The 12,467-nt window shown below is 41.8% G+C and carries 11 protein-coding genes and 1 pseudogene; 9 read left to right on the top strand and 3 right to left on the bottom strand.

Annotation, left to right across the window (positions count from 1 at the left end; genetic code table 11):
- Positions 1 to 7 precede the first annotated feature (7 nt).
- The 3 genes and pseudogenes from JRG66_RS14950 to JRG66_RS14940 all read left to right on the top strand — a co-directional run.
- Entirely contained in the window at positions 8 to 580 is a 573-nt protein-coding gene (locus tag JRG66_RS14950) for a helix-turn-helix domain-containing protein (RefSeq protein ID WP_265163562.1), read from the top strand.
- Positions 535 to 1,398, top strand: coding sequence for an IS3 family transposase (locus JRG66_RS14945; protein ID WP_307726324.1), 864 nt, complete (start codon positions 535 to 537; stop codon positions 1,396 to 1,398). Before JRG66_RS14950 ends, JRG66_RS14945 begins: the two co-directional genes overlap by 46 nt.
- Before the next feature lie 86 nt (positions 1,399 to 1,484).
- A pseudogene (locus JRG66_RS14940) lies at positions 1,485 to 2,510 on the top strand (IS481 family transposase); the annotation flags it as partial.
- 279 nt (positions 2,511 to 2,789) lie between these two features.
- Here the strand turns inward: JRG66_RS14940 and JRG66_RS14935 are convergent.
- Together JRG66_RS14935 and JRG66_RS14930 are read right to left on the bottom strand one after the other, a co-directional pair.
- On the bottom strand, positions 2,790 to 3,170 hold the full coding sequence (locus JRG66_RS14935) for a Rid family detoxifying hydrolase (RefSeq protein ID WP_265163561.1): 381 nt from the start codon (positions 3,168 to 3,170) through the stop codon (positions 2,790 to 2,792).
- Between the two features lie 17 nt (positions 3,171 to 3,187).
- Positions 3,188 to 5,890, bottom strand: a complete 2,703-nt coding sequence (locus JRG66_RS14930) for a putative LPS assembly protein LptD (RefSeq protein ID WP_265163560.1) — start codon at positions 5,888 to 5,890, stop codon at positions 3,188 to 3,190.
- Positions 5,891 to 6,015: 125 nt separating this feature from the next.
- Between JRG66_RS14930 and JRG66_RS14925 the strand changes: the two genes are divergently transcribed.
- The 6 genes from JRG66_RS14925 to JRG66_RS15730 are packed head-to-tail and all read left to right on the top strand — an operon-like array spanning position 6,016 to position 11,754.
- Positions 6,016 to 7,134 (top strand): N-acetylmuramoyl-L-alanine amidase family protein, encoded by a 1,119-nt coding sequence (locus tag JRG66_RS14925; protein ID WP_265163559.1) that lies wholly within the window; start codon positions 6,016 to 6,018, stop codon positions 7,132 to 7,134.
- A 55-nt stretch (positions 7,135 to 7,189) separates the two neighbouring features.
- Positions 7,190 to 8,140, top strand: coding sequence for an MlaD family protein (locus JRG66_RS14920; RefSeq protein WP_265163558.1), 951 nt, complete (start codon positions 7,190 to 7,192; stop codon positions 8,138 to 8,140).
- A gap of 6 nt (positions 8,141 to 8,146) precedes the next feature.
- On the top strand, positions 8,147 to 9,499 hold the full coding sequence (locus JRG66_RS14915; RefSeq protein ID WP_265163557.1) for a 4Fe-4S dicluster domain-containing protein: 1,353 nt from the start codon (positions 8,147 to 8,149) through the stop codon (positions 9,497 to 9,499).
- Between the two features lie 40 nt (positions 9,500 to 9,539).
- The gene (locus JRG66_RS14910) at positions 9,540 to 10,331 is read left to right on the top strand and encodes a (Fe-S)-binding protein (protein WP_265163556.1); all 792 of its coding nucleotides are present in this window, start codon (positions 9,540 to 9,542) and stop codon (positions 10,329 to 10,331) included.
- A 32-nt stretch (positions 10,332 to 10,363) separates the two neighbouring features.
- Complete coding sequence (locus JRG66_RS15735; RefSeq protein WP_265163555.1) at positions 10,364 to 10,936, top strand: helix-turn-helix domain-containing protein; 573 nt, start codon at positions 10,364 to 10,366, stop codon at positions 10,934 to 10,936.
- Positions 10,891 to 11,754 (top strand): IS3 family transposase, encoded by an 864-nt coding sequence (locus JRG66_RS15730; protein ID WP_307726326.1) that lies wholly within the window; start codon positions 10,891 to 10,893, stop codon positions 11,752 to 11,754. Before JRG66_RS15735 ends, JRG66_RS15730 begins: the two co-directional genes overlap by 46 nt.
- A gap of 56 nt (positions 11,755 to 11,810) precedes the next feature.
- On the opposite strand, the gene JRG66_RS14895 is transcribed toward JRG66_RS15730, so the two are convergent.
- Entirely contained in the window at positions 11,811 to 12,341 is a 531-nt protein-coding gene (locus JRG66_RS14895; RefSeq protein WP_265163554.1) for a hypothetical protein, read from the bottom strand.
- Positions 12,342 to 12,467: the final 126 nt, after the last annotated feature.

Genomic DNA, 12,467 nt, shown 5'->3' with positions numbered 1-12,467 from the left:
GTCAAAAATGCCATTTTTAGAGTGCCCCCAAAAAGTTAGACACTTTATTGGGGGCATTTTTATGAGTAGAAAAATCAAACACGATTACAACTTTAAAAAGGCGGTAGTCAAAGAAGTGGTAAATGAAGGTTTATCAGCCTATGCTGTTAGCTTCAAGTACAACCTGGGTGAATCAATGGTTCGAAGATGGGTTTCCTTTTACAGAGCTCATGGGTCAAAAGGACTGAAGCCAATTAGAAACAAATATTCTCCAAAATTTAAGGTAAAGGTGATACAAAAGATGAAAGAGAATTCTTTATCTTTTCAGCAGACTTGTGTGCTCTTTAAGATTCCTTCTTCGGAAACTTTAGTGAAATGGGTAAAGGTTTATAATGAGAAAGGGCGGGAAGGTTTATCAATAGAAAATAGAGGAAGAATTAAATCTATGCCTAGAAAGCCCAAAAAACCTATGACCAGAGAGGAGCAACTTTTGGATGAGTTAGCTGATCTTAAAGCAGAAAATGCTTATCTAAAAAAGCTTCATGCCTTAGTTCAATCAGAAAAAGAGAAAGAAGAAAAACGCAAATCATCCAGGAATTAAGGCAAGAGCATGCGCTAGAAAAACTACTAAAGCATGCCGGGATGGCACGTAGTACCTTTTACTATCACTTAAAGGCCAGTAAACAGGATAAGTATGAGGTTCTTCGTAAAGAAATCAGATCTATATATGATCTACACAAGGGACGCTATGGGTACAGGAGAATCCAGTTAACTCTGAAGAACAAAGGCTATGTAGTGAATCACAAGACTGTGTTTAAGCTCATGCAGGAGCTAGGGATCAGCAGTTTGATAAGGGTCAAGAAATATACTTCCTACAGAGGAAACCAAGGGAAAATAGCGGCTAACTTGTTAAAGCAAAATTTTAAAGCCGATAGACCTAACCTAAAATGGGCAACTGATGTTACAGAGTTCAAAGTCAAAGACAAAAAGCTTTATTTATCACCTATTATAGATCTCTTCAATGGAGAAGTCCTAAGCTTTACCATCTCTGAGAGACCTAATTTTAAACAGGTAATGGATATGATTAATAAGTGTAGCAAACAGGAAAAACAGGGGCTTATTCTTCATTCTGACCAAGGATGGCAGTATCAAATGAAGCAATATCAAAAGACCCTACAGAAAAAGAACATCACCCAAAGCATGTCGAGAAAAGGAAACTGTTTAGACAATGCCGTGGCAGAAAACTTCTTTGGAACTCTAAAATCTGAGCTGTATTACCTAAATCAATATAACACTGTAGATCAACTAAAGCAGGATATAAAAGATTATATAAAATACTACAATTATGACAGAATAAGACTAAACCTAAATGGAATGAGCCCGATACAATATCGAGCTCACGTAGAAAATTTAATCTAATTTGAAATAGACACGATAAAATCTGACAGTTAAGGATTATATTTAAAGAGTTGAAACAAAAAACATTAACCCTTAAAACTGTCAGAATGAATACAGAAGCAAAGGTAATTAAATCTAAAGTAGGTTTATTACAGTTAGCAGAACAATTAGGAAACGTGTCCCAGGCTTGTAAACTCTTTGGTTATAGCAGGGATAGTTTTTACCGCTTTAAAGAACTTTATGACCAGGGAGGTGAGTTAGCACTACGAGAGCTCAATAGAAGAAGGCCAAATCTTAAGAATAGGATTGAAGAAGAAACAGAAAAAGCAGCAATCCAGATTGCTTTTGATTATCCTGCTTTTGGACAACTTCGCGCTTCCAATGAACTCAAAAAGAAAGGAATTTTTATCTCACCAGCAGGTGTTCGATGTGTATGGTTACGCAATGATCTGGAGACTTTTAAAAAAAGGCTGAAGTACTTAGAAGCCAGAATGGCCCAGGATGGACTGGTGTTGACTGATGCTCAACTAAATGCCTTGGAGAAAGCGAAAGAAGAAAAGAAAGCCCATGGAGAAATAGAAACCCACCACCCCGGCTATCTTGGAGCTCAGGATACCTATTATGTAGGAACCATCAAAGGAGTTGGAAGAATCTATCAGCAAACATTCATTGACACGTATTGCAAAGTAGCCCATGCTAAACTTTATGATCGTAAAAATGCTCTTGTAGCTGCTGATATGCTAAATGATCGGGTGTTACCCTTCTACGAAGAGCAAGACCTGCGACTTTTAAGAATATTAAGCGATAGAGGCACAGAATTCTGTGGCCATAGAGAGCACCACGAATATCAACTTTACCTGGCTATCGAGGATATAGATCATACAAAGACCAAGGCTAAAAGCCCGCAAACCAACGGAATCTGTGAACGCTTCCACAGGACGATTCAGGATGAGTTTTACGCCATTACCTTTAGGAAAAAGATCTACACCTCCATAGAGGAGATACAAGCTGATCTGGATGATTGGTTAAACTACTATAACAATGAAAGAACCCACTCCGGAAAACATTGTTTTGGAAAAACTCCGATGCAAACTTTGCTCGACAGCAAACATTTGGCTGATGAAAAAATGCTGGATTTACAATCGGAAAAACTCGTACCTTTATTAAAGGCAGGTAAAGCGGAAACAGGCTCTGGTGGAGACCAACCTGTCAGGAATAACTTGCCTGACGACTGGAATGGTCAAGGGGCTCCAAACGAGCCCCTAAATCAGGTTTATTCCAAAAGTCAAAATGCCTAAAAAAACTCTTAACTGTCAGACGAGATCGGAGCTATTACATCTAATTATAAACCGTCCAACTTTTGGGGGCTAGTCCATTTTTGACGCCTCTGTATTTAGTGTGATATTCTGATGCTATTTTGTGGCGATCATACTTATTTCCACATTCACGAACTTCGGAAGGTTTGCAACTTCGACAGTTTCACGGGCCGGTGCTGTTTCTTCATCAAAATATTTAGAGTATACCGCGTTGATACGGCCAAAATTGTTCATGTCACTAATAAAAATCGAGCTCTTTACAACATTCTCAAAATCCATTTCGGCTGCAGAGAGAATGGCTTTGAGGTTTCGCATAACCTGCTCGGTTTCTTCTTCTATAGTCTCCTGTTGTAATTCGCCGCTTACAGGGTTAAGGGCTATCTGGCCCGAAATGTACAGCGTGTTTCCGCTTAAAACGGCCTGGTTGTAAGCTCCAATTGGTGCGGGAGCATCTTTGGTTTTGATTATTTTTTTCATAAGTTAAAGATAAGGAATTATAATCTTCTGTCTCTTTCCCTTCTCTTTTCGTACTTGATATCCCTCAACAGGGAAGATTTGATCCCAATAAAAAAGTTCCATTGTTTGTAGACCCCAAAAGGCGTCCAGCTAAAGGTCATTCTCCAGCTTTCCAGGTCGCGGCCAAACCTGAGTTGTGTATGCGTGAATCCGGTATTCACAAAATCATAACCCGAGGAGGCACCCACCGTCCATTTTGGGGAGAGTTCAACGTCTCCCGAGAACATAAGCGAATGGGAAGAGATATCATTCTGCCGGGCACTGTTGCTGTAGTTGAGGGTATAAGCCAGTCTCAGATCCCATGGTATGTCAAAGTTGTACCAGCTGTTCTCACTTTCTTCTTCCTCTTCTTCTTCAGCCATATCGGCTTCATGTTCATCGTAAAAAGAACCATCAATGTCCATATCCTTTCCAAAAAGGTCATCTGGACGCCCGCCATTTCTGAAAGTTTGATTTTCAAGCCGGTTCACATTTTCTTTTCCGCCAGAAAAATCGCGGCTTGAGAATGAGTACCCGAAGCTCATATTGGCATTGGTAAGCCTGAAAAGGCTTCCGCCGTTTTGAATGTTCAGCTTATCAATTCTGCGGTTCTCATTGTTGAGTGCATAGACGTCGAGGTTAGCCCCAAAGTTGATGTCCAGTTTGTTTTGTATCACCGGCACACTTCCACGGACGCTAATTGGGGAGAGCTTCAGGGAATCTCCAGCCAGGTTGTAAGAGGTGCTTATGTTCAGGTTGTTGAGCAGCTTTACTTTTCTCGGTTCGGCATCGGCAGAATCTTTTACTTTAGCTTCAAATGTGTTGCTTAAAGAGAAGCCGATGGAGCTTGAAAACAGCTTTCCGGGAGGCCCGTATAAAGAGCCCTGGAACCTGGAATATTCTACCACGCGCTCTTCGCGGCCTTCAGATTCCGGGATGATGTATTCATCGTAGTAATGTTCGAACCCGGGATTGATGTTATAGCTTATCGAGGGGCGCATTACGTGGCGAATAGCCTGGTATTTCCCCTTTCCGCTGAAATTCTTGGTTCCGTAGATCGTGGTACCTATACTAGTGTTGAAGTTGTAGGTGCGAAACGAGTCAAAGCCCCGCACGGTATCAACAATTTCTCTTCGGGCTTCTTCATCATATGATCTTTCATAAGTCCTGAAGACCCATGATTCGGTATAATTGGTTCCGGCACTAACACTTAAATAGTTGAATAATTTAAAGTTTGTGGTAAGCGGGATGGAGTGTTGCGCTCCTAAAATGGCATCTTCGAACATCTCTGGCTTGAAGAAAAGGGAATCGGTGGTTTGAAACCTGTTTTCTCCCCTGAAATTATACTGAAAATTTATGTTCTCAATAATGCCTTTTTTGGCACCTACCTTTGGCTCGAAAGGGTAGACCCTGGCCATGCTTGCCTGCACTGTAGGCAGGGTCATGTTTATTTTTTCTGTATTGGTGTTCTGGTTGTGGGTAGCGGCAATACTCAGGTTGATTTGTGGCTGAATATTAAAGGTCTTTGAGTAAGATACCGAAGAACTCAGGGTGTTGGTCAACCTGTTACCTGTGTTCATTTGATTGGTGGAAGCCTGGTAATAATCGCTACTACCAAGGTTCACGGAAGCCGAAAACCTTGAGGAAGGATTAGCCTTTGAATCCTGTGAGTGGTTCCACCGAAGGTTGTAAATGGTAGATTCAGAAAAATCGGGAAAGCCTCTTTCGCTGTTTATCAGCTTCTCATATCTAAAACTGAGGTTCCCTCTAAACCTGTACCGCAGGGCATAAGAAGATTCCATTCGCAGGCCGTAACTGCCGTTGGTGTAGTAATCCCCCAAAACCGTTAGGTCTACATAATCGCTAATGGCAAAATAGTAGCCCCCGTTTTGCAGGTAAAATCCGCGGTTGTTGTCGTCCCCAAATGAAGGGATGATAAATCCGGAAGTCTGTTCGTCGGTCATTGGAAAGTACCCAAAGGGCAGGCCCAGCGGAGTGGGAACATCGGCAATATACATATTCACGAGGCCCGAAACGATCTTTTTATCGGGCACTAACTTGATCCTCCTGGCATAGAAATAATAATCGGGGTTTTCTTCATTGGGAGAGGTGGTGAATTTCACATTTTTCATGTAGTACACCGAATCGTTCTCCCTTTTGGTGATCTCTCCCAGCACTTTAAATTCCCCCTGTTCTGTACGGGAGTTGAAGACAAGGGCTTTTTCAGATTCAAAATTGAACCTGATGGAGTCTGGGTGCACCACGTTCTGTGCCTGTGTAAACACAGGTTTTTGGGTGTAAACTCCTGCCGTGTCGGTTATTCCGTAGGCATAGACCTCATTGCGTTCATTGTCGAGCACGATCCTTCCGGCGGTAATATTGATGTCGCCATAGGTTACCTGGGCATTGTTATAGAGGTATATCCTGTTTTCCCTGGGGTTTAAGCGCATGTAATCCTGGGCAGTATAGGTCACCCTGTCTGCCAGGATTTCCCTTTGGGGTTTTACCGTATCCTGGGTGGTGAGCGTGATAACGGGAACAGGTGCCTCGATCTTAACTGAATCGATTATAGGGCGCACAGGTTCACGTTCAGCGGGAATGCGGATACCTTCATTGGTTTTGATTTCCTGCGCTGCAGATTTCGAGGCTAAAGAAAGCGTAAAAATACAGCAGGAAAGTATGTAAAGTATCTTTGTTCGCAAGGCTACTTATGCTATTTTTGTAAGGTGTGGCTCGTTTTTTGAAGTTTCAAAATTACATATATTTTTTAAGGTACCTTTTGAGAACCCGAAAAATAATAAGCACCCCAATGAACCGTTATTTTCATATGAAAACGAATTTCTTTATCCTTTTAATATTTTTTACTGTAATTAATCCCGTTTTAGCTGCTTCGGAAGAAGTAGATCCTCCGCGGGATAAGTTTGTTGTTGTGGTAGATGCAGGTCATGGCGGCCATGACCCGGGCAACTCGTGGAATGGATTTAAGGAAAAGGGAATTGCCCTGAACATAGCCCTTAAAGTAGGTGCTGAACTGGAAAAAGTTCCCGACATCAAAGTCATCTACACCCGCAAGTCGGATGTTTTTGTGACACTTGCCGGAAGGGCCGAGATTGCCAATAAAGCCGAAGCCGACCTTTTTATTTCCATTCACATGAATGGTCACAAGTCTCAGGCGCAGGGAACAGAAACCTTTGTACTGGGGCTTCACCGCAACCAGGATAACCTGGAGGTTGCCATGAGGGAGAACCAGGTAATTTTTCTGGAAGAAGATTACGAAATGACCTATGACGGGTTTAACCCCAATTCCCCCGAGTCTTATATTGGCCTTACCTTAATGCAGGAAGAGTATCTTGACCAAAGTATTTTATTGGCCGATCTTGTGCAGAAGAACTTCACCAATATCAATAAAAGAGTGAACAGAGGGGTGAAGCAGGCAGGATTCTTGGTATTACGGGAAACCTACATGCCCAGTGTTCTTATAGAAGCGGGCTTTTTGAGTAACAAAAGCGAGGGGACTTACCTTAACAGTGCGGCAGGGCAGGCCGCCATTGCTGAATCTATAGTGCGTGCCGTAAAAGATTACAAGAACTCCATGAATCTTGAGATGCTCGATAATTTTGAAGCCAATCCTCCTGTAGAACTTGCCGCAGAGCCCGAAAACAAGCCATTAGATGTATATGATGGTATAACCTTTAAAGTACAACTTGCAGCTACCGGTAAAAAGCTGGATCCCAGTTCAAAGAATTTTAAAGGGTTGAGCCAGGTTTCCAGGAATAAGGAAGGCAAGCTCTTTAAATATTATTACGGGGCTACCTCCAGTTATACACAAATTCAGGACCTGCATGAGAAAGCAAAACGCACGGGATATCCAGACAGTTATATAGTTGCCTTTAGGGGAGAGGAGAAGATCAGCGTTAATGACGCGTTAAAAACAAAAATGAAATAGACCTTCTTTCCTATATAAATTTTATATTTGTCTCTCATCAAATAGGACAATCTTTGTGAAATATACTAAAGAGGTAAAAACCGCTCTTTTGGCTATTGTAGCCATTCTTTTATTCATTTTTGGGTATAGTTTTTTAAAAGGCAAAAACTGGTTTGATTCCAGCAGGACGTTTTACGCAGTTTACAACGACGTAGAAGGGCTTTCCCCTTCATCACCTGTGACCATTAACGGCCTCAAGGTGGGAAACGTGACCAATATCGGCTTTTTGGATACTTCGGGTAAACTTGTGGTTACTTTCCTTGTCGATAATTCCTTTCCTTTTTCTGAAAATAGTGTTGCTGAAATATATGGTGGCGGACTCATAGGCGGAAAGTCCCTGGCTATTATTCCGAAGTATGAAGAAGGAGAAATAGCTCAATCTGGAGACACCCTGCCCAGTGCGATAGAAGAAGGCCTGCTTGAACTGGTGAATGAAAGGCTTACACCACTTCAGGAGAAGATAGAGAAAGTGATAGTGAGTACAGATTCCCTGGTAAATTCCTTTAATGAAGTGATGAATCCCACCACCCGGGAGAACCTTAAGAACAGTATTGCCAACCTTAATGCTACAGTCGCTTCCCTTAATAATTCTGCCAACTCTGTAGAAGGTTTATTGAAAACCAATTCTCCAAAGCTCGATCGCACCTTTTCAAATCTTGATCACATGTCGACAAACCTGAGCAATTTTTCAGATACGCTCGTGACCTTTGACCTGAAACAGGTGACCGATGATCTTGAGGCTGCGGTGAATAATTTTCAGAGCGTGACCAATAAGCTGAACTCGGGCGAAGGTACTGCCGGAAAACTTATCAACGACCCTGCAGTCTTTAATAATCTTGAAAGAGCGACCAACCAGTTAGACGAATTGATACAAGACGTGAAATTGAATCCTAAACGTTACGTACATTTTTCTATCTTTGGTAAAAACCCCGGTCCTTATTCGCCGCCGGAAGATTCATTAAAATAACCAACCATGCAGATCCTTGCACAAGTCGCCTTTATCCTTGCTCTTGCAATTGGGATAGGTATTTTTATTCGCAATATCCGGAGGATGATCCGGAATATCAACCTGGGTCGCGAGATCGACAGAACCGATAATTCTTCTAAAAGATGGAAGAAAATGGTCAAAATTGCCCTGGGCCAGTACAAAATGGTGCGCCGCCCGGTTTCGGGTATCATTCACGTGATCGTATACCTGGGCTTTATCATTATTAACATTGAAGTCCTTGAAATTATCATTGACGGGATCTTTGGCACACATCGCGTATTTTCTGTGGCCGGGGCTCCCTACAGTTTTTTGATAGGTGCTTTTGAAATTCTTGCTTTCCTGGTCCTTGTGGGGGTGATTATCTTCTGGATAAGAAGGAATGTTCTCAATATCTACAGGTTCAAAGCCAGGGAACTTACCGAATGGCCTAAGAATGACGCCAATTACATCCTCTACTTTGAGATGGTGCTCATGTCTCTGTTTTTAATCATGAATGCGGCCGACTATCAATTGCAGTTAAACCTCGCGCCTCATTACGCCATGGCAAGTGGCGAAATTGCCGGGGCTTTTCCTGTAAGCAGTTTTTTACTGCCACTGCTTGACGGCTTTAGTGACTCTACCCTTATCATTATTGAAAGAACAGCCTGGTGGTTGCACATTCTGGGGATTCTCTTCTTCCTTAACTACCTGTATTATTCCAAGCACCTGCACATCTTACTGGCATTTCCAAATGTCTATTTTTCCAAGCTTAAACCGAAAGCTGAATTTGACAATATAGATGCGGTGACTAAAGAAGTGCAGCTGATGATGGACCCCAATGCCGATCCTTTTGCAGCTCCGGCTGAAGCTGAAGGTGCCGAAGAAGAAGGGGAGCCTGAAAAATTTGGAGCTTCAGATGTTTTTGACCTCAACAGGGTGCAGTTGTTAAACGCATACACCTGTACCGAATGTGGCCGCTGTACAGATCAATGCCCTGCAAATAACACCGGAAAACTGCTTTCTCCCAGAAAGATCATGATGGATACCCGCGACAGGCTTGAGGCTGTTGGTGAAAACATCAATAAGAACGGGAAATTTGTAGATGACGGGAAGCAACTTCTTGACGATCATATTACAAGAGAGGAGCTATGGGCCTGTACTACCTGCCAGATGTGTATAGAAGCCTGCCCCGTGGGGATTGATCCGCTTTCTATCATTGTCGAAATGAGAAGGTACCTCATGATGGAGCAGAGCGCAGGCCCGGCAGACCTGAACAATGCCATGGGGAATATTGAAAACAACGGCGCGCCCTGGCCTTACAACCAGATGGATCGTTTAAACTGGGCAACAGAAAATTAAGTAGAAAAATGGCCTTTTTGGGGCTGTAACATAAAATACAATGGCAGAAAATATTAAAGTGCCAACAATGGCAGAGTTTATGGCCGAAGGAAAGCAACCGGAAGTCCTTTTTTGGGTAGGTTGTTCCGGAAGCTTTGACGACCGAGCAAAAAAAATAACCAAAGCTTTTGTAAGGCTTCTGAATAAAGCTAAGGTAGATTTCGCTGTTTTGGGAACCGAAGAGAGCTGCACCGGAGATCCTGCCAAACGTGCCGGAAATGAATTTCTTTATCAGATGCAGGCTGCCGGAAATATTGAAGTTTTGAACGGGTATGAGATCAAGAAGATCGTAACCACCTGTCCGCACTGCTTCAATATTATCAAGAATGAATACCCGGGCCTTGGAGGTAATTATGAAGTGATGCACCACACCACTTTTTTAAAGTCTTTGCTGGAAGAAGGCAGGTTAACAGTTGAAGGCGGGAAATTTAAAGGAAAAAGGATCACTTTTCACGACCCTTGTTACCTTGGCCGTGGAAATGGCATTTATGAAGCCCCGCGCGACCTGTTAAGAAAGCTTGAAGTGGAGCTGGTAGAGATGAAGCGGTGTAAAAAAGATGCCATGTGTTGTGGCGCAGGCGGTGCCCAGATGTTCAAGGAACCCGAACCCGGTAAGGAAGACGTAAATGTTGCCCGTACCGAGCAGGCTATAGACGTAAAACCCGAAGTTATTGCCGCAGGTTGCCCTTTCTGCAACACGATGATGACCGATGGGGTAAAAGCCAAGAACAGGGAAGACAATATCGCTGTCATGGATATTGCTGAAATGATCGCTACTGCCGAAGATTTGTAGTAACAGAAAAATTCCAAAAAGAGGTGCCAAAAATGTCATTTTTAGAGTGCCCCCAAAAAGTTAGACACTTTATTGGGGGCATTTTTATGAGTAGAAAAATCAAACACGATTACAACTTTAAAAAGGCGGTAGTCAAAGAAGTGGTAAATGAAGGTTTATCAGCCTATGCTGTTAGCTTGAAGTACAACCTGGGTGAATCAATGGTTCGAAGATGGGTTTCCTTTTACAGAGCTCATGGGTCAAAAGGACTGAAGCCAATTAGAAACAAATATTCTCCAAAATTTAAGGTAAAGGTGATACAAAAGATGAAAGAGAATTCTTTATCTTTTCAGCAGACTTGTGTGCTCTTTAAGATTCCTTCTTCGGAAACTTTAGTGAAATGGGTAAAGGTTTATAATGAGAAAGGGCGGGAAGGTTTATCAATAGAAAATAGAGGAAGAATTAAATCTATGCCTAGAAAGCCCAAAAAACCTATGACCAGAGAGGAGCAACTCTTGGATGAGTTAGCTGATCTTAAAGCAGAAAATGCTTACCTAAAAAAGCTTCATGCCTTAGTTCAATCAGAAAAAGAGAAAGAAGAAAAACGCAAATCATCCAGGAATTAAGGCAAGAGCATGCATTAGAAAAGCTACTAAAGCATGCAGGGATGGCACGAAGCACTTTCTATTATCATTTAAAAGCCGGTAAGAATGATAAATACGAAACATTACGTGAGGAGATTAAATCTGTTTATGACTTCCACAAAGGTCGTTACGGGTATAGGAGAATCAACTTGGATCTCAGGAGGAAAGGCTATGTAATTAATCATAAGACTGTCTTTAGGCTTATGCAGGAGCTCGGGATAAGTAGCCTGATAAGGGTCAAAAAATACTCATCCTATAGAGGCTCCGAGGGGAAAATAGCGGCTAATTTACTAAAGCAAAATTTTAAAGCTGATAGGCCTAATTTGAAGTGGGCAACTGACGTCACAGAGTTTAAAGTCAAGGACAAAAAGCTCTATTTATCGCCTGTTATAGATCTCTTTAATGGAGAAGTGCTGAGTTTTACAATCTCCGAAAAACCTAATTTTAAACAGGTAATGGATATGATTAATAAGTGCAGCAAACAGAAGAAACCAGGGCTTATCCTTCATTCTGATCAAGGTTGGCAGTATCAAATGAAGCAATACCAAAATACCCTAAAGGAAAAGAACATCACACAAAGTATGTCCAGAAAAGGAAACTGCTTAGACAACGCTATAGCAGAAAACTTCTTTGGAACATTAAAATCTGAGCTGTATTATCTAAACCAATACACCTCTGTCGAGCAATTAAAACGCGATATAACAGAATACATACAATATTATAATTATGACAGGATAAGACTCAACCTAAAAGGAATGAGCCCGATACAATATCGAGCTCATATAGAAAAATCAAATTAAATTTTAAACCGTCCAACTTTTGGGGGCTAGTCCATTTTTGGCACCTCTTTTTTGGATCAGTCTTTTTCTAATTTTAGGTGTACGTCTTCCGGCCGAAGGTTTTTCACCAAAATTATGATATCATCTTCAGTTAAGCCTTCTTCAATGTAATCTCCCTGCTTCCCCTGTAGATAAGCGTATTTTTCGAGGTTTGTGAAGTATTTAGGGGTTAAAACCTGCTTTCCTTTATCGCCGTAGCCCTTTAAATATGCGATCACCACATCATCATCTGCAACCTCAATATGTTTTTGGCTGTTGTATTGTTTCAGGATGAAAAGAGCTTTTGACAAGCCTTTTAAAAGCATTTCAAAATATGTTTTTCCTCCCGCTTCATAGATGGGTTCTATGTAATATGTACTTATTGGAGCAGTAATGGTAAAGGCATAAGATTCTACATGATTGGTAAGCTCATCCCAAATGGCACCAATTTCCACGTGAATGTGTTTTTCTTCTCGCAACCAGGCGGTCAAATCGTGCAGGTGATGAGCTTCGGCAGAAAAGCCCAGTGCCCTGGCGGCCTCAAAAAGTTCTTTTTGCTTCGTTTCCATAGAACAAAATTAGGAGAGCTCAGGCTTTGAAATTATGATTTAAATCAGCGAATTGAGCCAGGTTTTTCAGAAACAATAATTCTTTTAAATCTGGGAGGAATACTACAACTTTAACCTTCTCGAATT

This window comes from Salinimicrobium tongyeongense (genome assembly GCF_026109735.1).
In the GTDB taxonomy this organism is placed as follows: domain Bacteria; phylum Bacteroidota; class Bacteroidia; order Flavobacteriales; family Flavobacteriaceae; genus Salinimicrobium; species Salinimicrobium tongyeongense.
Note: the sequence above shows the minus strand (reverse complement) of the source record. Positions and strands in the feature narration are given on the sequence as shown.